Genomic DNA, 24318 nt, shown 5'->3' with positions numbered 1-24318 from the left:
TACTCGCCCCTCGAACAAAGCATCCTCGCATCTCGAAGCGCAGCGCCCTGCTCTAATACTTCCCTTCAACAACTTGAATAAACTCAGCGATCTTCTCTTTTGGCAATGCATTAATTCCAGCAGCAGCCTCTCGACCACCACCGGTTGCAAACGAGCTACAGATCTCTCCTGCACCTTGCTTATTATTTAACGGTGCTCGTAAAGAGACAGTATAAGTATCATCATCGTTCAACGTTATCACCGCATGCGATGAATTTGGTGTTTTATTAGCCAAAAGATTACCATAAACACCACTAATTCGACGAGCCCACGCAGTATTTGGTAACTCAAACAAAGCCAGTTTCTCACTTTTGTGCAGAGCCTCTATCGATAATGCATGATTCATATCTGATTGATAAGCACTTTGTAATTGATAGAAAGGCGATGCTTTATCTTCAATAACATCAAATGGTGACAAATATTGTCTTAATGCTTGATATAACTCAGCAGGGTCAAAGTGCAAATCGTCAATTTTTGCCCCATATCCATTATAGTTTATTAATGTTCCAAGCTCTTTTAATTGAAATTTTTGCTCAGAAGATAAACCAGCGGTATCAGCTAACTCGTCGGCTTTAGCAATTAAATTATCGCCATACGCCGCCGTAATTGCCCACTCATGAAACTGACCATTCAATAATTTATCAATGATTAATGCTGTACACGTATTTGCATCTAAATCGATATGAGCAGATAAATTTTCATTCTCAGGAATATCACCACATCTATGATGATCCGCATAAAACACTTCTGCGCCAGACTCCAAGGCAAGCTCTAAAGCTGCTATGTTCTTTTCCATAGAGATATCTAAAATAGTTAAACTATCTTCAGACTTTACATCGATTTTCTTTACTAAATTAATGTCACGTTTAACACCTGTAACCAATACAGATTCTTGAGGATAAGCTAATCGAAGTTGAAGAAGTGCAATAATGCCATCGGCATCACCATTGAAGATGTCGTAGTTCATGTATCAATCCATTCTATTGTTTATTTTGAAATAATATAGCATGACTAAAAACTATACGCTTCGCCAACTAAAGACTAGACTACTTCAATCCTATAAAATCAAAAATAAAAAAGCGGACACAACAAATTAGTCATGTCCGCTCTTGCTTTTAAGTCTTTACTCGCCCCTATAGGACGAAGTCCGTCCTCGCCTCTCGCAGCGAAGCACCTTGATTTTAGTCACTACCAAACAAATCGCGAGTGTAAACCTTACTCTCAACGTCTGATAACTCTTCCATCATACGGTTTGAAACAATCACGTCAGACACTTGCTTAAACTCAGCCAAATCTTCAATCACACGAGAATTAAAGAAATCCGCTTCTTTTAATACTGGCTCATAAACGACAACTTCAATACCTTTGGCTTTCAAGCGCTTCATAATGCCTTGAATTGAAGAAGCTCGGAAGTTATCAGAACCCGCTTTCATGATTAAACGATAAATACCCACAACTTTTGGATTACGTTTCATGATAGATTCAGCGACAAAATCTTTACGAGTACGATTAGCATCCACAATTGCACCAATAATATTATTCGGCACTTCTTGGTAATTCGCTAATAGCTGCTTAGTGTCCTTTGGTAGACAGTAACCACCGTAACCAAATGATGGGTTATTGTAGTGATTACCAATACGAGGATCTAAACCAACGCCTTCAATAATCTGACGAGCGTCTAAACCATGTGCCTCAGCATAAGAATCCAACTCATTAAAGTAAGCAACACGCATCGCGAGGTAAGTATTCGAGAACAACTTAACAGCCTCAGCTTCAGTTGAATTCGTCAGTAATACTTCAATGTTCTCTTTTATCGCCCCTTCAACCAATAAATCAGCGAATACCTGAGCTCGCTCAGATTGCTCACCCACAATAATACGAGATGGGTGTAAATTATCAAAAAGAGCACGACCTTCACGTAAAAACTCAGGAGAGAAAATAATATTCTCACAGTCTAATTCTTGTTTAATACGCTCAGTATAACCAACCGGAACCGTCGATTTGATAACCATTACTGCTTTTGGGTTGATAACCATAACTTCTTTAATTACAGCTTCAACAGAGCCCGTATTAAAATAATTCGTCACAGGATCATAATCAGTTGGCGTTGCAATCACTACATATTCAGCCTCTTTATAGGCGAATTCTTTATCTAGTGTTGCTGTAAGATTCAGTTCCTTGTTAGCCAGAAAGTCTTCAATCTCCACATCTGAAATAGGTGATTTTTTATTATTAATCAACTCAACCTTTTCAGCCATAATATCAACTGCAATTACTTCATTATGTTGTGCTAACAACACTGCATTTGATAGGCCAACATAGCCTGTACCAGCAATGGCTATTTTCATTCTTATGATCCTTGTAGGGAATTTTAACTAATTTGATTATAAGGGAGAAAGAAATGAGATGCGAGAATCGAGGGTGCTTCACTCTAAAGGTAGTAAATAGCAAAACTAAAAAAGCGGATATAACCAAACCGTCATATCCACCTTTTCTGTAAAAAAACAATAATCTCAATTCGTGTTAAGAGATACCTCGCCATTCACGAATTTTTGCACTAATTTTCCATACATTACTTAAAAAATAAGTATAAATAAAGAAGCAACCAATAAATAAATAGAACATCACGTACTCAGGAATATTCATCATTTCACCATAAATACCAAAACTTGCATAGGCTGCAGCAATACTACAAATAATCATTAACGTTTGAAATGAACTAAACCCAAGACGCTGAAATATATGATGTAAATGTTCTCTATCAGGCTTAAATGGAGAATCTCCACGACGGATACGGCGAATCATAATAGCTGCCATATCCATTAATGGTACAGCTATTAACCATAGCGCGGTTACAGGGCGAAGCGGGGCTTTTGTTCCATTTTGACTCGCAAGTAACAAAAACCAAATTACGGTAAAGCCAATCAACATGCTACCGGCATCACCCATGAACACTTTATAGCGACGAGTAAACACTCCAAGGTTAAGCAGTACATAAGGCAAGATAATCACAATTAACACCAAGCATAGATATGCCAAATTCAACTGTTCATCCAGATATAGTACACTGCCAAGTCCTGCAAAAGTAACAATAGATAAGCCCCCTAGCAAGCCATCAATACCATCCACCATATTAAACGCATTAATCGCACCAATTACTGCCAACACGGTAATAACATACCCTAACCCAATACCAGATAAGTTCATTTGACCAAACCCAAACATATTACCTAATTGCTTTAATTGAATATCCGCAATAAGCATCATACCTACAGACAAACCAGCTTGAATGAATAATCGAATTTTAAAACTGAGATCAATCTTATCATCAATAGCGCCCACTAACGTCAGGGTAAAAATAGAGACTAAATACAACTTATAATTAGGTAATAAATCAGTATGTGAAAGTAAAAAATGCATAAACACAATGCAAATAGAAATCCCTCCCACAAGAGGAATAGCACCTGTATGATGTTTACGTTCGTTCGGTTTATCAACAAGATTAATTCTTTGGGCAACCTTTCTCATCATAAAAAGAATAGAAAGTGAGATAAAGAAAGTAAAGCCGAGTTCGATTAATGAATGAGGCATGAAAGTCCTAGAAAAAATAAATTCTATTTAGTGTCACCAACAATCTAATATAGATACTTAAACTATATAATTTCACCTAAATAAAATATAATAAACTTCTTTTATATAAAAGAACAAACCTGAAATTTATGCTTCAATTTCTTAAAAAAGTAAGCTTAAAATACTACTTACTAGAGTGTACTATTATAAATATGAGTTCTCATATTGTTGTGAAATTTTTGCCCACGTATAACGTTTTTGAGCTATATCTTGCATAACTTTTCCCTTATTCTTTAATTCAACCACATCACTATTTTTATTTAAAATTTCCACTAAATCATTACAATCTTTAAAATATATTGCTTTATCTTCAGTACTATAACGATTAAAACTGCAGTCAAATGCAATAATGGGAATACCAAAATGCATCATCTCCACTAATGAAGGGTTTGTACCACCAGCTGAGTGACCATGGATATACACAGAACAACCACGACGAAGCTTATAGAGCGTTTCAAGATCGTAGATGGGATCTAACAACTCGATATTTGAAAATTTAGAGTATATACTTTTCATCCTACAGCCAAATTCACTTGCACTCCAATTACCCACAAATTTAATTTTATATTCCGTTTTTGAGTAAGATTCAAGAATCATGTGAATATTATTTTCGGGTTCTATACGGCACAATCCTAAAGCATAGGCTTCTTGATCTTCTAATGATAAATCCTGAAACCCTATCACGGCATGATCACCACCATAAGCAATTGTTTTTGACTCCACCCCATATTCTTCTTTTACATAATCAGTAATAGCTTGATTATCTGTAACTACAACATCTGAATATTTTACAGCCATCAATTCTGATAACTTAAGAAATCGTTTTGCACACTTCCCCCATTTTTCTCGTTTCCACTCTAAACCATCAATATTAGTAACAACTTTTGCTTTTGAGAAAAATCTAAAAATAGGAAGAAAAATACAACCAGACACACCTAAAATTAAAACTACATCAGGTTTTAGTTTCCACGTTTTTATCAAAGATACAATATCATAGGGTATACTTTGAGCTCCATTAGCCTTTAACGGCAAATAATATAATTTGGCCTGATTGTACTCATTTAATTTATCCGTATAATTCTTTGATGAACAAAAAACTGAATACTGAATTTCGCCACATCTATTTGTGGTCAAGTTTTCAACAAGAGATTCAAAACCACCATAACAGGCAGGAATCCCAACTGTACCAATAACTATCACTCGTTTCATAGCAGATTCATAACTCCATTTAATGAAGATGCTACCATGTCCTTATGAGATAACGATGGCACATCATGATGGACACTCATCGGCCACTCAATACCAAGATCATCATCATTCCAAGCGATTGATATTTCAGCTTCTGGATTATAATAATCGGTACACTTATAAACAAATTCCGCCTCTTCACTCGTAACATAAAAACCATGCGCAAAACCTTCCGGCACCCAAAGTTGACGCTTGTTTTCGGCCGATAAATATTCACCTACCCATTGACCAAACGTCGGTGAGCCTTTTCGAATATCCACTGCAACATCAAACACTTCACCTGACACCACTCGAACTAATTTTCCTTGGGTGTTTTCTGTTTGGTAATGCAATCCACGTAAAATTCCTTTCTTAGATTTGGAATGGTTATCTTGCACAAACTGGGTGGGCTTACCTGTTACCAACTCTTCAAACTGCTTTTGATTCCAGGTTTCCATAAAGAAACCTCGCTCATCACCAAACACACTTGGCTCTATAATTTTTACATCAGGGATTCGGGTATCGATTACTTTCATTATCTTAACCTTTATATGCTTGGATATTGTTTAATGCTGCCGTCCAATCACTCGCTTTAATCCCAAAGTTATTTGTGATTTTATCGGTACTTAATCGAGAATTACTTGGACGTTTTGCTGGGGTTGGGTATTGGTCAGTTGTAATGCTTGTTAAACTTGGTTTATTTGAGATAACCTTTTGCTCAACCGCAGTATCAAAAATAGCGTCTGCAAATTCAAACCAACTCACATGAGGTAAGCCTGAGTAATGATAAACACCATACTCAACCTCATCACCTTGTGTAATTCGCTTCGCTATTTGGATTAATGCATGAGCTATATCACCCGCATATGTCGGGCCACCAAACTGGTCTCCTACGATACTAAGTTCATTACGTGTCGCCCCTAAACACAACATGGTTTTGACAAAGTTATTGCCATTTTCACCAAACACCCAAGCAGTACGAAGAATGATGTGTTTATCACACGCATTAGCAACTGCAATTTCACCTGCTAATTTACTCTCACCATAAACACCCTGTGGATTTGTCGTATCGGTTTCTTGATACTCACCCACTTTATTGCCTTCAAAAACGTAATCTGTTGAAATATGCAGCATTGCCGCACCAACACATTGCGCTGCTTGCGCTAAATAACTAGGGCCATCACGATTAATTGCATAAGAGAGGTCAACTTCCTCTTCCGCTTTATCAACCGCAGTATGTGCCGCTGCATTTATGATGATGGTTGGTTGGAAATCATCGACAATCGCATTTACTGCATCTTGATTGGTGATATCCAGTTGATCTCGGTCCAAAGAAAGCACAATGGTGCTTTCTTCATCGGCTAATTGCTCAGTCAAACAATGACCAACTTGACCATAACACCCTGTAATCAATACTCGCATTAGCTTGCCACCTTCTTCTGGTTTTCATTAACTAAGCGAGTCAAATAGTGACCGTATTCATTTTTCATCATTGGTTTTGCAAGTGTTAACACTTGCTCATCACTTAACCAGCCGTTACGCCAAGCAATCTCTTCTAAACACGCTACTTTTAAACCCTGGACATTTTCAATGGTTTGTACAAATGACGAAGCTTCATGAAGGCTTTCATGAGTACCTGTATCTAACCACGCAAAACCACGACCTAATAACTCCACATTCAATGAGCCATCGTCAAGATACATTTCATTTAACGTGGTAATTTCAAGCTCACCACGATGTGAAGGCTTAACTTGTTTTGCCATTTCTACTACTCGGTTATCATAGAAATACAAACCCGTTACAGCATAGTTTGATTTTGGCGATTCTGGCTTTTCTTCAATCGAGACAGCTTTCATTTCAGCATCAAACTCAACCACACCAAAACGCTCTGGGTCTTTTACTTGATAACCAAATACCGTCGCTAAACCTTGAGCGGTTAGCTCTCTAGCTCGAGTTAACTGTTGACCAAAAGACTGACCATAGAAAATATTATCACCAAGCACTAAACATACACTGTCATCACCAATGAATTCTTCACCAATAATAAACGCTTGTGCTAAACCATCTGGACTTGGTTGAATGGCATATTCAAGGTTAATACCAAAATCAGATCCATCACCTAACAAACGCTTAAAGCCAGCATTATCTTCAGGCGTTGTAATAATTAAAATGTCTTTAATACCCGCAAGCATTAAGGTCGAGATTGGGTAGAACACCATTGGCTTATCGTAAATAGGCAAAAGCTGTTTTGATACACCACGAGTCAGTGGATATAAACGCGTACCAGAGCCACCAGCAAGTACAATACCTTTCATTATTTAGCCACCTTTTCAACTACTGCAGACTCTGAAGACACACCTAAACGCTCACCAGCATAAGAGCCATCTAGCACGCGTGACCACCATTGTTTGTTATCTAAATACCATTCAACCGTCTTACGAATACCAGATTCGAATGTTTCTTCTGGTTTCCAACCTAATTCACGCTCAATCTTCGACGCATCAATTGCGTAACGAACATCGTGACCTGGGCGGTCTGTAACATAAGTAATTAAGTCAAGGTATTGAGCAACGCCTTCCGGTTTATTCGGTACTAACTCTTCAAGTAACGAGCAAATAGTCTTTACAACGTCAATGTTCGCTTTTTCATTGTGCCCACCAATGTTGTAGGTTTCACCTACAACACCTTCAGTAACAACTTTATACAAAGCACGTGCGTGGTCTTCCACAAATAACCAATCACGAATTTGCATACCATCACCGTAAACCGGTAATGGTTTACCATCGAGTGTATTCAAAATCATTAGTGGAATGAGTTTTTCAGGAAAGTGATACGGACCATAATTATTTGAGCAGTTCGTTACTATTGTCGGTAAGCCGTAAGTACGTAACCACGCTCGAACTAGGTGGTCAGAAGAGGCTTTTGATGCTGAATATGGTGAAGATGGCTCATACGATGTTGTTTCAGTGAATAAATCATCAGTACCTTCTAAATCACCATATACTTCATCGGTTGAGATGTGGTGAAAACGAAATGCCTGTTTTTTATCATCAGATAAGGTATTCCAATAAGAGCGCGTCGCTTCAAGTAAGGTATACGTACCCACAATATTCGTTTCAATAAAAGCAGCAGGACCATCAATAGAGCGGTCAACATGAGACTCTGCCGCCAAATGCATTACTGCATCTGGTTTGTGATCTAAAAATACTCGTTCTAACTCAGCTCGGTCACAAATATCAACTTGTTCAAATACATAGCGCTCATTAGAATCAACATCAGACAGTGATTCTAAATTACCCGCATAAGTCAGTTTATCTAAGTTAATGACACTGTCTTGTGTATTACTGATAATGTGACGAACAACTGCAGAACCGATAAAGCCTGCTCCGCCCGTAACTAATATTTTCATTTCTAATTTCCCTTGTTAGCTTATTGATCTCGTTTTAAAAGAGATTTTGCTAACTCTTTAACACCTAGAAAATTCAAAGTTCGTACAACACGTGGGCGCAATTTCCGGATTGGGAAAGTAATTTTATAATACATTAAACGTGATAATACTTTTTGAAATTCTTGTTTTGATTCTGACTTATCTATCTCTGTGATTGCGCCTTTTTCGCAAATAAAACAAACACTAGTATTCGCAATTTTTTGTGACTTGATAATATTGAAACCATATTTATTCAACAGTTTCTCTAATGTATAACCTGTAAAATAGTAAAGATGGTATAAAATAAAATACTCACCTACCAATTTAGCATAAGGTGTTTTCATATTAGGAACTTCAATATATAATTTCCCTTTATCTGACAATAAATTACGAATAGAGTAAAGTGCATCACCAGGACTTTGCAGATGCTCTAATACATGGACTATAGAAATAAAATCAAACTTTCCTTCTTTTCCAAGGTAATATGTACCTATATCTTGGTTAGAAATGTTATCTTCCGAAGCAATACCTTCTTTTATAATATACTTCCTGTAATTATCATTCATTTCTATACCATGGATAATCGGAGCATCATCACAAAGAGTAGCGACGTTCTTTAATAACGTTCCGCTGCTGCATCCAATATCTAATATATTCCTAGAGTCTTTACTAAAGTAAGGACGTAGAACCTTGAGTATTCTATCGGCCCTTTGTTGTTCATAACTAATAACATTTTTATCTACTGTATTTTGATTTGAATATTGATCTCTATATTTACTAGCATAGAATAAATCCAACTCTTTCTTTGTCGGAATTGGAGAAAGTTGGCAAAAAGAACATTGCTTGCATATCAATACATCATGATTGCCATTATCAATTTCACAGTACATATGCCAATCAGAAGAGTCGCATATTAGACAGGTAAGTTTTTCGTTCATAGTGGTTAAAAAAACCTTTTAAAATTAAGAATTACTTTATAAAAACAAAGTCTTAAAAAGCTGACTTGATTAAAATAACAGCTTTTTTTATACAATAAATTCAATATTCGCCATGAATCTTGAGACTTCCGTAAAACATAACGTATTGAAAACTTGTGGGCCCCTTCAACATTTGAAGAATGCTGTCGATACGATATAGTTGCTGAAGGGATATAGCCTATCTTACCATACCTCGAAACATTTACAGCAATCCAATGGTCATGTAGCATATCCGATATAGCAAATGGTAAAGATACACTAATAGCCATTCTATTTATAATAACAGTGCAGCCAGTTACAACATTAAGAGCTAACAACTTACGCCAGTCCTTTGCAACTTGGCTATCCAAACTTTGAAACTCCCAAAAAGATTCACAAAATATATTTCCAGAGTTATCCATCAACCTAAGATCAGAAAAGACTAAGATTGGTATTGAATCATCTTCTTGCTCTAATTGCTTTATTTTCCTTAGAGAAACCTCTATCTTTTCAGGGTCCCAAATATCATCTTGATCACACAGCATAACGTATTCTGCCGTACTAGATCTAATCAAAGCCATAAAACTACCTGCAGCTTTCAGATTACCTTTATCCACTGTAGACAAAAAAAATAGATCCGGATATCGGAAAATATATTCTTCAATAATCGATATAGTTGTATCACTAGAACCATCATCACGAATGGTAACAAAAAAATCATTACAGCTTTGTGAAACTAAAGATTCGAGCAGCTCTTTAAGATAGGCTTCACCATTATATGTTGATAGTAACACTTCTACTGTCATACTTTCTCCACCCACCAGGCATTAAATTGTAATATACTCTTACCCAACCAAAAACATAAAGAAATAACAAAAAGAGCTTGTACATAAACATTAGTTCTTAGGTTAAAAATTTTAAATAATTGGAAGGTTAACAAAGCAGATACAGGAATAAAATAAAACGTAAAACGATCGACCAAAAAATCATCAACTCTAAATATTGTCATTATGCTAGGAATAGTCAAAAATACCAAAAATAATCGAACTTGCTTATCATTCAATCGTTCAAAAACGAATAAGAAAATGATAATAATAAACAAATATAAATAATAAATATGCTTCAAAGTAAATAAATCACTCTTATTCCAAGTTAAATACCAATATAAGCGAGCAAACGACCAATGGCTTTCCTTAAAATGAAATACAATCTGTTCCAAACTCAAATCAAATGTATAGAAAGCGATGCAACATACTATATATATTAATATATAACATCTGCTACGTATAAAAAACACCAACATAAAAGATAATAAAAGAATAACTGCACTGCTGTGAGTAAACGTAGCTAGAATGACAAACAACAGATACTTTATATAACACCTTTCTATAAGATAGCTCAGGGCTAAAGTCCCAAATGCAATGGCAATACCCTGCCTAAATAGATTAACATTAATATTTACAAACAAGAAACTTACACTAAAGATTGCAAATACAACTAAGAAGTCTTTCCTTTCAAATTTATAAAAAGCGTATAGAAGAGTAATGCACACTAACATCGAAATAGCCAAAAAGAAAAGCGTTTCCCCTCCCCCTAAAAAACCCACAACAGATGCGATTATTTTAATCATAGGTGACATATCTTGCGATAATCCAGCAGGGTTATCAATTAATAAAATATAATTCCCAGCATCACTTCCAACATCCGCTGTACGAAAAGAAAAGAAAAGGCAATATAGTATTATAACCGCAAGTCCCCCGCCCCATTTATTACTAGAGTCTTGAGCATAGAAATTAATCGCTAATAATGAAATAAACAGAAAGAGGCTTAATACTGAATAATAAACTAAGAAATAGTAATCATTACTAATCATGATGAATTACATTTTCTATAAATTGCAATCTTTTACTTTCATTATATCGTGAAGATATCAACAATTTCTGTTCATCAGGAATAATAAATTTTTTATAATTATCTATAAATCTCTCTATATTTTCAATATCAAGACCATGCCGAGTATCGACAACCTTCATCCAATGGGGTTGTTCTTCATCAATATACGCAGAGTCTTTACAACCCAATATAACAGGAAAACCACCTGCAATATATTCCCTGACCTTAAGAGAATTTGACTCATACATATCATTTCGATACATAGCTAAAGAACCGATACAAATACAACATTCCTTCATGATAATTTGATATTCTTTTCTTCCTAAATATCCATGATAATATAAATTGTGTCTTGATTCACCCTCAATACCAACTATATGAAAGTCATACTGTGTTAAATTCGATGCTAATTCATCTATAAAGTCCACGCCATGCCATGGTTGATTTGGTGTACCAATAAAAAAGATACCCTTTTTGTTTTCATTCGGTACTTTTATTGTGGGAAAATCATCGATATTAATACTATTAGAAACAGCTATAGATGGCTTATTATATTTCGAAATACTCTTATTCAAAGATAATTCTTTGGTCACTGCAATAATACCTTTCACATTATTAAAGATAGCATTTCTAAATAAAATATAAATTAGATAACGAATAAAAGATTTAATTGTCCTTTCTTTTTTAAATAAAATGTAAAATTCAGATAAGTCATTTGTATTAATTTCAGTAACTATACTATATTTATAAAGTAACTTTTGAATTGTTTGACTATAGGTATCATAACGAAAGTAAATAACATCAGGATTAAAATCAGAAATATCATTTAAAAGTATTTTATTTGGATACAATCGAGACTTAATATACGAATTACCTACTTCATATTGATTCGATTTAAGAATACTATCACCTTTTGATGGCACTTGACAAAATACTTTAACATTATGTCCTTGATTATTCCATTCACTCACCTGTGTGAGTATTTTTAGAGTAACACCATCATTCCTAGTTATATCATGGGATAGTAAATATGCAATATTCATTATTTAACAACCGTCTTTACGTAAAACTTAGTTACGTTATACGAAAATGGAATACAGAAAAAGAAAAGGAGTATATAAAAAGAATATAGATAGTTCTTTAATACACTTGAAACCTGTAGACGTTCGATAAGCACGAGGCTTATTACCAACTCTTTTGTTGTATCAATTTCTAAACATTTTATGATTATCATTTAGCTAGTCTTCTTAAAATTGATAATTTCAGCTACACCTCGTCTAGGAGGTTTTTCAGCAATTTCTGCCGGATATCCAACAACAATTGATAAATAGCAATAATACTCTCTAGAAAGTCCAAACATTTTGCGGTAATGATTCTGAGATTTATCTAAATGTTCGGCAGCATAACAACAGCAGCTACCTAACCCGAGCATATTAGCTTTCAACATAAAATTCTGGCTAAACATACCGATATCGATTGCATCTGCATATTTTTCACTATAATTTGATGTATTAGAGAATATAAATAACCTATATGGAGACTTATCGAACAAGCTCTTATTATTAGCTTCACCAAAGAAAATATCTTCATTTTCAATAATACCCACTTTAAATGCTTGCCTATTACAAGAAGCTGATGCCTTTTGGGCATTCTCGATACATGAAATAATTAAATCAATTGAGGGTATATTTTGTGAAAAAAATCGCACTGAAGCAATATCAAAAATACTATCTGTAGTAGATTGACCTTTACCACACTGTTCAACCTGAATCATTTTCTGGCTGATCCAGTTTTCATATTTTCCACAAACATCACTAGCCCAAGAGAGCAATTCACTTTCTTTACATCCCCTTAAATCTAATTCATCGAGTATAGCTTTGACTCGTTCAAATTTCGATGCTCCTCGATCAACGCCCAAGAACTCATTTTTAGTACACTTCTCAAGTAAATGTGCCTGGTGCTTCAAGTATACGATGAGGAAATCATACGAATGGCTTTCTAAACTTTTATTCTCATTTATTTCAAACATCAAAGGACGTAGTGTACCTCCTTTAATCGCCCCCAAAAACAAATAGTAATACTTTCTCAATTTTTCTTTCATAATCACCTACCAATAAATTATGACTCTAAATTTTTCCATACCTGTAGAGGTTGGCAATTTAAATCCGACAATATTTAAATACTCAGATTTAATCACGTCTAATAAGTTACTAGGAACTATACCCAGATTAATTCTCCTGTAACTAACCAGATAAGCACCTTCATCTGTAACCATAACCTTTTTAGCCTCCCTTATATCTTCTAAGCTAACAGAGCTAAAAACGTTCAACTTATAAAACATTGACAACAATCGATAGATCATTGAATTGGCAATTAATCTGGTTTTTCGTGTAAAAAGCTTATCTAACGGCGAGTAGGGAAAAGTAAAAAATGGGATTGGAGAATACTCAAAGCCGTTTTTCAAATAACTGACTAAAGCATTAGAACCGTATCTGATATCATTAGGAAAAATAGGAGAAAAATTCCCTTCGTTATTATTTATGACAAACTTCAAATTCAGTACTTTCTTAACTTGAAAGTACTTATTAAACGACACATCGCGAAGAGTTAAAGTAATAGAGTTTTGCTTTATCTTACTTGAAAGTAATAACCTCGATAATAAAAAAGATGAATACACATTTCTATACATATAGCTATCAGCACCAGAACGACCAGAAGAAAAATTCATTCTAAATCCACAATTCTCAATATAGGAACTTTGTATTTTACTTTCTAACCTCTTACGATACAGTTCTAGTTTATCTTGATGCTCTTTATTTTCGAAACATACAGACTTCAAAATAAAATATAACGAGCCTAGTCCGTATGAAGAATTTTGCGAACGGCCAAAAAACAAAGCTGTAGTTCCGACTTCAAATAATTTCATAATTAAGGAAACCGCTTTGCTAATAATTTCTAAGCCTTTTTCATCCAAGATAAGATTAGACTTAATCAAAATTTCAAGATTTCGGCAGTGATAAACTAAATCTTTACTTCCCTGAACACCATCAAAAGTGTCATATAAAAGACCTGACTCTTTACAACACTTGACAGCATTCAGTAACTCTTGAGTCTTGTTAGCGTTGAATTTCTCAAGATATTCGTAATCTAAAGCATGATATTCACGAGGCTTACAATTCTTACGCTTATCTCTTATGAATTGAAGTAACTCCCTATCTTGCTTATCCGAATACTGCATCGACAGCACTATTGATTCCTCAATAAAATCTAAGGTACCTAATTCATATGCAGTATCAATCTGTTCAATAATACGCTCTCGCCAAATCATAGGAGACTTTCCTAGAAGGGAAGCAGACAAGTACATACATCCATAATGATATTGATGATCTAACTTATTAGTGAAATCTTTAAGAATCAAGTCTTTAATCTCATAATAAAACTTCTCAAAATTATCCATAGTTATAAACATTTGCATCTATAATAAACTTCGAAATAATTATAATAAAAACTGTGGCATAACTTACTCTAACGAATACTCCTTTCTTATTACCATAATACCTACTAGAATAATATTGTAGAATACCTGAGTACATAAATAAGCTTGCAAAGCTTGCAAAAGCGGCTCCCACAATTCCATAAACAGGGATTAATGATAAGTTTAGCAACAAATTCAACACGGAAGAAAGCACACTTGCTATTGGGTATATCCATATTTTTTTATGGAAATTTATTATTAGTGTTGGTATTTTATATAGCCCTCCCATCATAAAACCGAATATTATATAAGGTATAACCTTTGAGGATTCATAATAATTTGGGTTGGATATAACAACTAAAATAAGATCACTAAAAAGAGAAATACATAATGTAATAAAAAATATAAAGAAAAATATTTTTTAAAAAAAACACTAATATACTTCAACGAGGCTTCATAATCCGACTTGAGATTTTTATACACGTCTGGAAGGATAGCTTGATAAATTGCCTCATATATAATGGACAATCCTTGACCAAGCATAAATGCAAATGAGTATATTCCTAAAGCATGTTCCCCGATATAATACTTTATCAGAAAGCGATCCATATATAAAAAAATCATACTCTGCACTGCCAATAACAAGGTAGGCATAGATAATGATAATGTTGACTTCAGCATACTCCATTGAAATACACGAGAAATGGAAACTACACCTATTCGATTAGTATTAATGTAACTGTACAATAATGAAAGCAACGATGCTAAAGTCTGGCCTAATAAACGACCAGAAACTCCTAAAGATAAAAGTGCGATAAAAACTACCGATAAACCGTGGTTCAGTGTAGTCTGTACAATCGACAACTTAAGTACAATTGTTGATTTTTGTTCATTATAAAGTATGCGAGTAAAAAAGGTTAAAAATACTGAGAATATCGCAGCAATGATAGTAAGAATAAACATTCCCTTACTATCAGGATAGATCAAATTTGAGATGCTTTCAGATGTAGTGATGCCGATAGTAAAAGTAACAGAACAAATAGCAACCAAAAACCAGAATATCGTTGATATATATTTTTTTCTATCTTTATCTTTGTAATCAAAATATAATCGACTAACGCTACTTTGGACATCTAAAGAGCATATCGTTATAAAGTATTTGAATACAACTAGATATAATGAAAGGATTCCAAACTGCTCAGGAGTAAAAACATATGTATAATATTTCATCATAATAAATGTAGTTACTGAAGCAATTATAGAGCCAGTCATATATTTTGAAGAATGTTTGATTATTGTTTTTATTAAGTTCATTCAATCTACCATCGATTTGATAGGATTAAATACCAAACGATTACAATACTTTTCTTCATGAAAATCATAATTAACATGTTTAAAACTATTTTCTTCCCAGCTTTTTAAAGCCAATAATAGCTCTTTCTCATTTGTTGCATAACTAACTAATCCATCAGCTGCTAAGTCTCTATAATTCTCTATACCAAACATATTTACTTGAAGAACAGGCTTTCTCATTATCAAAGCTTCATGTAATACATTTGAAAATACTGAAATAACTAGAGAGCTATTTATAATTTCTTTTTCAACCGGAATATCCGGACTAACGATTGTAATATTTTCACATTTATAGTCGTTACATATTTCCGAGTATTCATCATTAAGTCTTGTACGAATCTTTATTTTTATATCGCTATTATCTAAAGCAAACTTTTTTAATATAGACATCATTCTTCTAGTATGACTTTCATTAAATGGGGATGAATATAAACCATCTTTTGAAAAGTATTCACCAACAATAAGAATATTCCTTTCACTTACATTTCTAGATTTAACATCCTTAGAGATCGCCTCAAAAAGCACATTACCAGTTATGATTTTATTTTTAGTATCATCATATATAACACTTTGATCTAACCTATTTTTGTGGTCATCACTCCAAAAAGAGTAAATGTTAGTCCCATAAGAAATATAATGAACTTTATATTTAAAGTTTATTCCATGCGGAATACAAGTCGTCATTACTCCAAATTTATCATTTAAAACCTTAGTTACATAGTCAATGCAAGGGTATGCATCAAATAATCCAATAATATCTTTCAATGAATCGAACTTAATCACTAAACTTTCAAAACATAAAACTTGTATTTCTAACTCGACTAGATAATGAATCAACAGTTTTTTTAACGTAATTGGTATACTAGAATTAAGTATAGATTCTCGATTATCTATAAATCTATAAAATGAACTAGGGATAAGTTCGTGACAAATGAACTTGTGATTTATAAATTTGTCTTGGTCATAACATACATTATCATAACTATTTTTTTCAGTTAAAAAAGGATATGTTATACCGTTTTTTAAATAAGGTCTTACATATTCAAATGATACTAAATTATCATATAGAAAGAATACCTTTTTAACTTTATATTTTTTTACTTTGAATCTATTTATGCAAAGCAGTGATAATTTTGCTAATTTTCCAATAGCATACTTAGTTACACTTCGTGTAGATTTCACCCTTTCGACTCTAACCCTTTTAATATCAAGTTTAAGTAAACAATAAATCTCTTTAACTAAGCTTTCCCTCTCTGTTTTAATAACGATATTAACATTCTTATCTTGATAAGATTTAGCTATTTCTAATAATCTACAACATTCAAAAATATCTTTATCCGCTAACTTTAATAAACTAAGATATAAACTAGGATCTATCGACACACAAAACTCGTCAAACATTATCTTATTTAGTTTTCGACAACTTTTATGTGTTAGAATAAAGTATTTAGATAAATCAATCAAAACTCTATCAGAGTCTTGTTGAATGATTTCGACTTGTTGTTTATACCCCTTACTATCAAAAAGGTCTAGAATTACAATATCATTCATTACAATCAATTTCCCAATAATTTAATTTCTTTAATTAGACCAGAAAATAGATGTTTCATACTCCATTTATCACGAGAATTCTGCACATTCACCTTTAAGTCATCTACTAGTTCTAACTTATTTGAATAATAGTCTAACTTTTGTCTCAACTCTGAATATTTCCCTACCTTTGCTATATAACCAAAATTATTATCATTAACAATGCTTCTTGCTTCTCCATCTGGAAGAAATCCAAATATAGGAAGTCCGATATTTATATATTCATATATTTTTGATGGTACACAAACTGAAAAGTATGGATTAGAAAGGGATACAAAACCTGCATTATGATTTTCCACAATACATCGATATAATTCATCTCTAGTCACAGAACTTTTAATATAAATATTATCATGCTCCCGCTTAAACGGGTCACTATTAGAGTAAACTGTTAAGCTTGTTTTCTTTAACCCTGAAAATATACTAGGGTAGTAATTCGGACCTTGATATTTATTCAGAGTCCCAGCATAAACTATGTTAAGTGACTTTTTGTTATTTGGTAAGTGGGAATAATCTCGATTACTTTCATTATCTAAAAATCCAAAATGATTGTTTATAATTCTTCCTTGAAACTTCCCTTCAATATATTCTTTATATGAATTACAGCTCGTAACAACTAAATCGGCATTATTTAAATATTTAATTAATAAATGGTCACGATTTACGTGAAGAAATGGTGATAAGCTTTTATTATGCACTGTGGTATGAAGAACAGGATCCCTAAAATTAGCAATGTATACACAATCAGTTTTATCCTTTACTAGACTAGCAACTTTCAAGGAAGCAAGATCTCCCCCTGTTGTAGCAAATACGATATCCTCTTTATTTACCTTAGGAAGTAAATAGTTAACGCAATTATTAGCCCATTCGTCCAAGTAGTCTTCTGAAAAGCCAAACCTCTGTTTCGTCCAATTTACTTTATCTGACCCCTTACCATTATCGAAAAGTGTCAAGCATTGGTTATCGAGTGATATATTATTTAACGTTTTAGAAAGAGAAATAACTTCTACTTGATAACCATGTTCACAAAATTGCTTTACTGCACCTTCTCGCATTAAGGCACCACCACTATTAGAGTCGTGAGTATATGTTCTAGTTATATAGTATATCTTACGCTTCATTTTTGAATCTCAAATTATACTTATCAATCCATATCGACGTTGTATAAAGTCGAAAAATCATATTATAATCTACAGGATTATCATTCAAAAAATCATAAATCATCGAATCAATCGCACTTACATTGAAAAATTGATTATATTTTTTAATATTATTTATACGTTCAATAATATCTTTCTTAAGTTCTGTTCTCATATATATATCTTGAGGCGAAACAAAACCTGCTTTATCTTTTCTATCCAATACTTTAGGATCTACAAGCTTATCCTTTCTAGCAATTTCTCTTAGTGGTATCTTAGCAATACCTTCTGATATTTTTAATTCAGGAGAAATGCTAAGAGCTCGCATAACAAGCCTATAATCTAAGAATGGTAATCTAGATTCAATACCTACGGCCATTGAGTTCCTATCATCATACTTGAGATATTCTGGTAACGCCGAACACATTAGATTAAACTTTAATCTATTTTGAAGAGTTCTAGGAGGGAGCATCGAACGACTTTTCAATAATGTAACCTTAGGCTTTTTAGGTTTAGATAAAGCTAATGATATTATTTTTCTTAATATATTTATTCTACTTAAACCACTTATTATTCTATATTCAGAGATTTCCTTCGAAAATTTAGAAAAATTGAAATTTCTTAATAGCTCTAAATAATAGCAAATGATATGCTCATTATATCCAGAAAAAGTCTCGTCTGCACCCTGACCGTTAAAAACAACTTTGATATCTGTATTTTCACTTATATATTTGTACAATTGATATTGATATATTTGAGCCATGCTTCTTAATGGACTCTCTTGAATATACACTTGTTGAGCAACGCTTTCTGACAATTTATCCACTTCTGGAGTTAAATACTCCACATCAAGGTTTAAATATTCTTCAGTTTTTTGTATATATTTCTTTTCACAAAAACGCCCATCATTAAATACCGCTGAAAATAATTTATAATCACTATTGAACTTTTTAGTCACACCAGCAATAACAGAGGAATCTATCCCCCCACTAAGCAACCCTCCAATTTTAACATCAGCTCTATTTCTTAACTTTATAGAATCATAAATAAGATCACAAACAGACTCATTTTTCTCTTCATATGAGTCAACATCAAAATACTTAAATTCAGTTTTCGCTCGAAGCTTATCGATAATTAAGACAGTACTTGGTTCAACCTGATACACGCTTTCATAAAGTGTATTTTTATCAAAATCGATATAGTTCTGCTCTAAAAATAGGGCAAGAAAATCATTATTTATAAATGAGATATCAAGAGCTTTAATTTCTGAAGCAACAAAAAAACTAGTGTCGGTATCCATATAATACAGAGGTTTTACACCAAACCTATCACGAGATAATGTTACAGTTTCCTTTCTTCTATTATAAATACATACCCCCCACATTCCATTGAATCGTCGAAAGCAATCAGTGCCCCATTCAATATATGACTTTAAAACAACTTCAGTATCAGTATCCGTAGAGAATTCATATCCAAGATTTCTTAGTTCTTCGCGAATTTCAATATAATTATATATTTCTCCATTAAATGCTAACGATAAATCACCATCTACAAATGGCTGAAGACCATCTTGGCTATGGTCTATAATACTTAATCGGACATGAGCTAGAGCATCAGTGTATAAATATTTTAAATTTTCATCGTAAGAAGATAGCCCTTGAGGTGATCTTATTTCATACTTTTTTTCTTTATTAAAAAAAGATATCCCCTGTCCATTTGGGCCTCTATGTTTAATTCTATCTACACGTCCTAAAAATCCATCTAACTTTGAGGGGGTAATTTTAAAAAACTCGCCGATAATGCCACACATTACCAAATACCCTTGGTGTCAATTACTATTCCAACTGGTTTTGATTGCTCTTTAAATTCTTTATGGTCAACAAGCATAATATGTATATCCGCTTCTCTTGCATCATCTAATGCCACTAACTGACAAGACAGCGATTCAGGTAAGTTCGAGATATTAGGCTCCACTGTAAGTATTTTACCCGTATGCATCTTAATAATATCCTTAACAATATTTAAAGCAGGGCTTTCCCGTAAATCATCAATATCCGGTTTAAATGCTAAACCATAACAAGCTATTGTAATATCTTTTACCGTTTTATCAGCATTCTCTTGTAGGAAGTCCGCAATAGCTATCTTTGCTTTATGAACAACCCAACTAGGTTTGCTATCGTTTACTTTTCGTGCTGTATGAATCATTTGTGCTTCTTCGGGTGTTTTTGATACTATAAACCAAGGATCAACCGCAATACAGTGACCACCGACACCGGGTCCTGGCTGTAGAATATTCACTCGTGGATGACGGTTAGCCAGAGAAATTAGCTCCCATACATTAATATCAAGCTTGTCACAAATAATTGAAAGTTCGTTGGCAAATGCAATTTGTACATCGCGAGAGCTATTTTCTGTTAATTTTGCCATTTCGGCTGTACGAGCATTTGTAATAATACATTCGCCTTGTACAAACGTTTTATAAAGCTCAACACTTCGCTCAGAACATCTATTAGTCAACCCACCGATCACACGGTCATTTTCAACAAGTTCACGTACAACATGACCAGGTAAAACACGCTCAGGACAGTGTGCAATGCTAATATCTGCATCTTCACCATGAGTTTGTGGAAAAGTCAGGTCGGTACGATCTTGGGCAAGCCAAGCCGCCATTTGTTCTGTAGCTCCTACTGGTGAGGTCGACTCTAAAATAACCAAATCGCCTTTCTTTAATACTGGAGCAATTGCTTTACTTGCAGCTTCGATATAAGAAAGATCAGGAGCAGGAATATTCCCCTCCTCGCAAGGTAAAAATGGCGTTGGTACTGCAATTAGAAATGCATCAGCTGGTTCTGGTTGAGTTGTTGCTTTTAAATAACCTCCACTCACAGCAGCATGAACAATCATATCAAGTTCTGGCTCTACAATATGTATTTTACCTTGATTTATAGTATCTACAGCACGTTGATTAACATCAATACCAATTACCTTCTTCTTACGTGAAGCAAACATAGCAGCAGTTGGCAAACCAATATAACCTAAACCAACAACTGCAATAGTTTTAAATGACATTCATCGACTCCTAATAATTATTTACTTAATTTTTCTAAAATTCGTTTACAAGCCTTACCATCACCATATGGATTATGAGCATAACTCATTTCTTTATATGCATTTCCATCAGTAAGTAACTTATTTAATTCAGTTGTAATTATTTCAATATTAGTGCCAACTAACTTAACAGTACCAGCACTTACTGCCTCTGGACGCTCTGTCGTATCTCGCATCACTAACACTGGTTTTCCTAATGAAGGGGCTTCTTCTTGAATACCACCAGAGTCAGTTAAAATAATATCTGCACGCATCATTAAATAAATAAATGGTAAATATTGCTGTGGCTCAATCAGCTTAATATTTTCAATCCCAGACAAGATACGATTCACAGGTTCACGGACATTAGGATTTAAATGCATTGGGTAAACAATCTGCACCTCAGGGTATGCTTGTGCAATTTGAGCTAATGATTGGCAAATACGCTCAAAACCACTACCGAAGCTTTCTCGACGATGTCCTGTAACTAAAATTAGTTTTTTACTTTCATCCAATAATGAGAATTGTGACGTAAGTATTTCATGTAAAGTTATATCTGTTTCAATTTTATGTTTTATCATTAATAGAGCATCAATCACTGTATTACCTGTAATTGTAATATCATCTGAATTAATATTTTCTCGAAGAAGATTTTCTTTAGATGTTTCCGTCGGTGCAAAATGATACTTAGTCAAAACACCTGTTAAACGACGATTTGCCTCTTCTGGCCAGGGTGAATAAACATTTCCAGTTCGCAGGCCAGCCTCTACATGACCAACTTCAATTTGCTCATAATATGCAGCTAAACTTGTTGCAAATGTTGTTGCTGTATCACCATGAACTAAAACTACATCAGGTTTAAACTCTTGTAATACTGGTTTTAACTCTTGAATTATTCGAGCTGTTACATCATTTAACGTTTGGCCCGCTTTCATTAAGTTAAGATCATAATCTGGTGTAATTTCAAAAAGCTCTAACACTTGGTCAAGCATTTCACGGTGTTGTGCCGTAACACAACACTTAGATTCAAACCTTTCATCACAGGCAAGAGCATGAACTAAAGGTGCCATTTTTATAGCTTCGGGACGAGTGCCAAAAACCGTAAGAACTTTTTTCCTAACCATAATAATCTCTATATATTAATTAACCACAGCATACGTATGAAAGTTTCTAAATCAGAAAAATAACGAAAGCTATCACACATACTAAAAATTAAATTGCTAAAAACTTAATTCTCTTAAAATGAAAAAAGATAATCAACTATTGAAATAATTTTACTCAATTAATTGAAACTTATCTAACTCGTCTAACTGCTCCCAAGGATAGTCACTTTGACCAACCTGACCACGAGATGCAACATCAACATAAAAGAAAGTTTCAGCGCTTAGTTTATCCAGATTAAATTTCTTAGTAATCCAGCTTGGCGTTAAAGAAAAATTATCAATAATGAATTGTGATAACACATCATCTACTTTTGTAAATCTGCCTTGTATATCAACAATAGAGTTTAAGATGATATCAGCACATTTAAATCCTTTTTGTAAAATTTTGATACGCTACCGCCCATAGGTTCTAACGCATACCCAAAGCGTATAAACTATTTTGATTTATTTAATAAAACCTCATCTTACTCTATTTTTCACATGAGACTTCTTCCAAAAAATAAGGAATCTAATTCCTTATCTTCCATAATTCTTCTTGATTATTCTTTTCTAAACACAAATAGAATTAGTACTATAGCTACACCTAGTATTCCCCCAAATAACATACCTAACACAATAATTAAAGCTCGCTTTGGTTTGATATGGCTAGTTGCTTTCACTGGTTCTTGGATTACACGAAGTAGTTTAGTGTTTAAATTTTTCAAAATCGTAACTTTATAAAGCTGTTGCGCATACTTTTCTGCAAGAATATTTTGCACTTTTTCTATTTGGTTTTGGTCCAATAGCGCTTTTGTTAATGTTAGCTCAATAGTGACTTTAGCTAATTCACTCTGCTTATAAGCTTGATTTACATATTGACTGAAACTCAATACATTCTGATAAACATCTTCTGCTTTCTGTCCTTGCTGAAATACAGAAATTTGACCACTTCTCTTATCTATCGAAAAAGACAGCTTATTAAAATCAGAGCCACTACTATTCGCCAATTTTCCAACGATGTCCTTCATCGACTTTCCGCTAATAAAAGGGAATTCAGCATTAGCTTTATGTATTAATTCCAAACCGTCCATATAACCATTATCTTCAATAAATCCATACGGGTCCACATTAACAACTAACACTGCTTTTGATTCATAAATATTTGGTGATTGAATTGCAAATATTGTTGCACCAACTGCAAACAAAAGCGTAACACCAATAATACATAACTTCCCCGCCCATAAAACTAAGAAAAGTTCTTTTAAATCAATTTCATCATTCTGATATGATGGCGGTAAGGGGCACTGCTGAAACTGCTGTGATATTTGAGCGTTCATTTCGTTCCAAATTTTATTTTTTG

The 24318-nt window shown here is 33.7% G+C and carries 23 protein-coding genes; all 23 read right to left on the bottom strand.

The window, feature by feature from the left end; genetic code table 11:
• Positions 1-52: 52 nt before the first annotated feature.
• Positions 53-1006, bottom strand: coding sequence for a DHH family phosphoesterase (locus tag AAFX60_000845; protein XDF77815.1), 954 nt, complete (start codon positions 1004-1006; stop codon positions 53-55).
• Positions 1007-1220: 214 nt separating this feature from the next.
• On the bottom strand, positions 1221-2387 hold the full coding sequence (locus AAFX60_000840; GenBank protein ID XDF77814.1) for a nucleotide sugar dehydrogenase: 1167 nt from the start codon (positions 2385-2387) through the stop codon (positions 1221-1223).
• Positions 2388-2562: 175 nt separating this feature from the next.
• Complete coding sequence (gene wecA / locus AAFX60_000835; protein XDF77813.1) at positions 2563-3630, bottom strand: UDP-N-acetylglucosamine--undecaprenyl-phosphate N-acetylglucosaminephosphotransferase; 1068 nt, start codon at positions 3628-3630, stop codon at positions 2563-2565.
• Between the two features lie 183 nt (positions 3631-3813).
• Positions 3814-4878 (bottom strand): DUF1972 domain-containing protein, encoded by a 1065-nt coding sequence (locus tag AAFX60_000830; GenBank protein ID XDF77812.1) that lies wholly within the window; start codon positions 4876-4878, stop codon positions 3814-3816.
• On the bottom strand, positions 4875-5432 hold the full coding sequence (gene rfbC / locus AAFX60_000825; GenBank protein XDF77811.1) for a dTDP-4-dehydrorhamnose 3,5-epimerase: 558 nt from the start codon (positions 5430-5432) through the stop codon (positions 4875-4877). The genes AAFX60_000830 and rfbC overlap by 4 nt, the downstream gene beginning before the upstream one ends.
• A 4-nt stretch (positions 5433-5436) precedes the next feature.
• Positions 5437-6318: a dTDP-4-dehydrorhamnose reductase gene (rfbD, locus tag AAFX60_000820; protein ID XDF77810.1), complete on the bottom strand. Its 882-nt coding sequence runs from the start codon at positions 6316-6318 to the stop codon at positions 5437-5439.
• On the bottom strand, positions 6318-7211 hold the full coding sequence (rfbA, locus tag AAFX60_000815) for a glucose-1-phosphate thymidylyltransferase RfbA (GenBank protein ID XDF77809.1): 894 nt from the start codon (positions 7209-7211) through the stop codon (positions 6318-6320). The genes rfbD and rfbA overlap by 1 nt, the downstream gene beginning before the upstream one ends.
• The gene (gene rffG / locus AAFX60_000810) at positions 7211-8305 is read right to left on the bottom strand and encodes a dTDP-glucose 4,6-dehydratase (protein XDF77808.1); all 1095 of its coding nucleotides are present in this window, start codon (positions 8303-8305) and stop codon (positions 7211-7213) included. The genes rfbA and rffG overlap by 1 nt, the downstream gene beginning before the upstream one ends.
• A gap of 20 nt (positions 8306-8325) precedes the next feature.
• On the bottom strand, positions 8326-9261 hold the full coding sequence (locus tag AAFX60_000805; GenBank protein XDF77807.1) for a class I SAM-dependent methyltransferase: 936 nt from the start codon (positions 9259-9261) through the stop codon (positions 8326-8328).
• Between the two features lie 5 nt (positions 9262-9266).
• Positions 9267-10085 (bottom strand): glycosyltransferase family 2 protein, encoded by an 819-nt coding sequence (locus AAFX60_000800; GenBank protein XDF77806.1) that lies wholly within the window; start codon positions 10083-10085, stop codon positions 9267-9269.
• Positions 10082-11152 carry an EpsG family protein gene (locus tag AAFX60_000795; GenBank protein ID XDF77805.1) on the bottom strand — a complete coding sequence of 357 codons (1071 nt, stop codon included), beginning with the start codon at positions 11150-11152 and terminating at the stop codon, positions 10082-10084. The genes AAFX60_000800 and AAFX60_000795 overlap by 4 nt, the downstream gene beginning before the upstream one ends.
• A complete protein-coding gene (locus tag AAFX60_000790; GenBank protein XDF77804.1) occupies positions 11145-12215 on the bottom strand; it encodes a hypothetical protein in 1071 nt (356 codons plus the stop codon). Before AAFX60_000790 ends, AAFX60_000795 begins: the two co-directional genes overlap by 8 nt.
• Before the next feature lie 191 nt (positions 12216-12406).
• Positions 12407-13273 carry a nitroreductase family protein gene (locus tag AAFX60_000785; GenBank protein ID XDF77803.1) on the bottom strand — a complete coding sequence of 289 codons (867 nt, stop codon included), beginning with the start codon at positions 13271-13273 and terminating at the stop codon, positions 12407-12409.
• Between the two features lie 6 nt (positions 13274-13279).
• On the bottom strand, positions 13280-14629 hold the full coding sequence (locus AAFX60_000780) for a hypothetical protein (GenBank protein XDF77802.1): 1350 nt from the start codon (positions 14627-14629) through the stop codon (positions 13280-13282).
• Complete coding sequence (locus AAFX60_000775; GenBank protein ID XDF78869.1) at positions 14622-14951, bottom strand: polysaccharide biosynthesis C-terminal domain-containing protein; 330 nt, start codon at positions 14949-14951, stop codon at positions 14622-14624. The genes AAFX60_000780 and AAFX60_000775 overlap by 8 nt, the downstream gene beginning before the upstream one ends.
• 53 nt (positions 14952-15004) lie before the next feature.
• Positions 15005-15961: an oligosaccharide flippase family protein gene (locus AAFX60_000770; protein XDF77801.1), complete on the bottom strand. Its 957-nt coding sequence runs from the start codon at positions 15959-15961 to the stop codon at positions 15005-15007.
• Positions 15962-17551 (bottom strand): hypothetical protein, encoded by a 1590-nt coding sequence (locus AAFX60_000765; protein ID XDF77800.1) that lies wholly within the window; start codon positions 17549-17551, stop codon positions 15962-15964.
• A 5-nt stretch (positions 17552-17556) separates the two neighbouring features.
• A complete protein-coding gene (locus AAFX60_000760) occupies positions 17557-18645 on the bottom strand; it encodes a hypothetical protein (protein ID XDF77799.1) in 1089 nt (362 codons plus the stop codon).
• Positions 18646-18700: 55 nt separating this feature from the next.
• Positions 18701-20539 (bottom strand): asparagine synthase (glutamine-hydrolyzing), encoded by a 1839-nt coding sequence (gene asnB / locus AAFX60_000755; protein XDF77798.1) that lies wholly within the window; start codon positions 20537-20539, stop codon positions 18701-18703.
• A complete protein-coding gene (gene wecC, locus AAFX60_000750; GenBank protein ID XDF77797.1) occupies positions 20539-21798 on the bottom strand; it encodes a UDP-N-acetyl-D-mannosamine dehydrogenase in 1260 nt (419 codons plus the stop codon). The genes asnB and wecC overlap by 1 nt, the downstream gene beginning before the upstream one ends.
• Positions 21799-21815: 17 nt before the next feature.
• Complete coding sequence (wecB, locus tag AAFX60_000745) at positions 21816-22940, bottom strand: UDP-N-acetylglucosamine 2-epimerase (non-hydrolyzing) (GenBank protein XDF77796.1); 1125 nt, start codon at positions 22938-22940, stop codon at positions 21816-21818.
• A gap of 150 nt (positions 22941-23090) precedes the next feature.
• Positions 23091-23309: a methionine adenosyltransferase domain-containing protein gene (locus AAFX60_000740; protein ID XDF78868.1), complete on the bottom strand. Its 219-nt coding sequence runs from the start codon at positions 23307-23309 to the stop codon at positions 23091-23093.
• Between the two features lie 209 nt (positions 23310-23518).
• Positions 23519-24295 (bottom strand): Wzz/FepE/Etk N-terminal domain-containing protein, encoded by a 777-nt coding sequence (locus AAFX60_000735; GenBank protein XDF77795.1) that lies wholly within the window; start codon positions 24293-24295, stop codon positions 23519-23521.
• Positions 24296-24318: the final 23 nt, after the last annotated feature.

The organism is Aliivibrio fischeri (genome assembly GCA_038993745.2).
In the GTDB taxonomy this organism is placed as follows: domain Bacteria; phylum Pseudomonadota; class Gammaproteobacteria; order Enterobacterales; family Vibrionaceae; genus Aliivibrio; species Aliivibrio fischeri_B.
Note: the sequence above shows the minus strand (reverse complement) of the source record. Positions and strands in the feature narration are given on the sequence as shown.

Bases quoted from the DNA above. Each gene is read 5' to 3' on its own strand.
- AAFX60_000845 (XDF77815.1), bottom strand. From the start codon at position 1,006: ATGAACTACGACATCTTCAATGGTGATGCCGATGGCATTATTGCACTT.
- AAFX60_000840 (XDF77814.1), bottom strand. From the start codon at position 2,387: ATGAAAATAGCCATTGCTGGTACAGGCTATGTTGGCCTATCAAATGCA.
- wecA (XDF77813.1), bottom strand. From the start codon at position 3,630: ATGCCTCATTCATTAATCGAACTCGGCTTTACTTTCTTTATCTCACTT.
- AAFX60_000830 (XDF77812.1), bottom strand. From the start codon at position 4,878: ATGAAACGAGTGATAGTTATTGGTACAGTTGGGATTCCTGCCTGTTAT.
- rfbC (XDF77811.1), bottom strand. From the start codon at position 5,432: ATGAAAGTAATCGATACCCGAATCCCTGATGTAAAAATTATAGAGCCA.
- rfbD (XDF77810.1), bottom strand. From the start codon at position 6,318: ATGCGAGTATTGATTACAGGGTGTTATGGTCAAGTTGGTCATTGTTTG.
- rfbA (XDF77809.1), bottom strand. From the start codon at position 7,211: ATGAAAGGTATTGTACTTGCTGGTGGCTCTGGTACGCGTTTATATCCA.
- rffG (XDF77808.1), bottom strand. From the start codon at position 8,305: ATGAAAATATTAGTTACGGGCGGAGCAGGCTTTATCGGTTCTGCAGTT.
- AAFX60_000805 (XDF77807.1), bottom strand. From the start codon at position 9,261: ATGAACGAAAAACTTACCTGTCTAATATGCGACTCTTCTGATTGGCAT.
- AAFX60_000800 (XDF77806.1), bottom strand. From the start codon at position 10,085: ATGACAGTAGAAGTGTTACTATCAACATATAATGGTGAAGCCTATCTT.
- AAFX60_000795 (XDF77805.1), bottom strand. From the start codon at position 11,152: ATGATTAGTAATGATTACTATTTCTTAGTTTATTATTCAGTATTAAGC.
- AAFX60_000790 (XDF77804.1), bottom strand. From the start codon at position 12,215: ATGAATATTGCATATTTACTATCCCATGATATAACTAGGAATGATGGT.
- AAFX60_000785 (XDF77803.1), bottom strand. From the start codon at position 13,273: ATGAAAGAAAAATTGAGAAAGTATTACTATTTGTTTTTGGGGGCGATT.
- AAFX60_000780 (XDF77802.1), bottom strand. From the start codon at position 14,629: ATGGATAATTTTGAGAAGTTTTATTATGAGATTAAAGACTTGATTCTT.
- AAFX60_000770 (XDF77801.1), bottom strand. From the start codon at position 15,961: ATGAACTTAATAAAAACAATAATCAAACATTCTTCAAAATATATGACT.
- AAFX60_000765 (XDF77800.1), bottom strand. From the start codon at position 17,551: ATGAATGATATTGTAATTCTAGACCTTTTTGATAGTAAGGGGTATAAA.
- AAFX60_000760 (XDF77799.1), bottom strand. From the start codon at position 18,645: ATGCGAGAAGGTGCAGTAAAGCAATTTTGTGAACATGGTTATCAAGTA.
- asnB (XDF77798.1), bottom strand. From the start codon at position 20,539: ATGTGTGGCATTATCGGCGAGTTTTTTAAAATTACCCCCTCAAAGTTA.
- wecC (XDF77797.1), bottom strand. From the start codon at position 21,798: ATGTCATTTAAAACTATTGCAGTTGTTGGTTTAGGTTATATTGGTTTG.
- wecB (XDF77796.1), bottom strand. From the start codon at position 22,940: ATGGTTAGGAAAAAAGTTCTTACGGTTTTTGGCACTCGTCCCGAAGCT.
- AAFX60_000735 (XDF77795.1), bottom strand. From the start codon at position 24,295: ATGAACGCTCAAATATCACAGCAGTTTCAGCAGTGCCCCTTACCGCCA.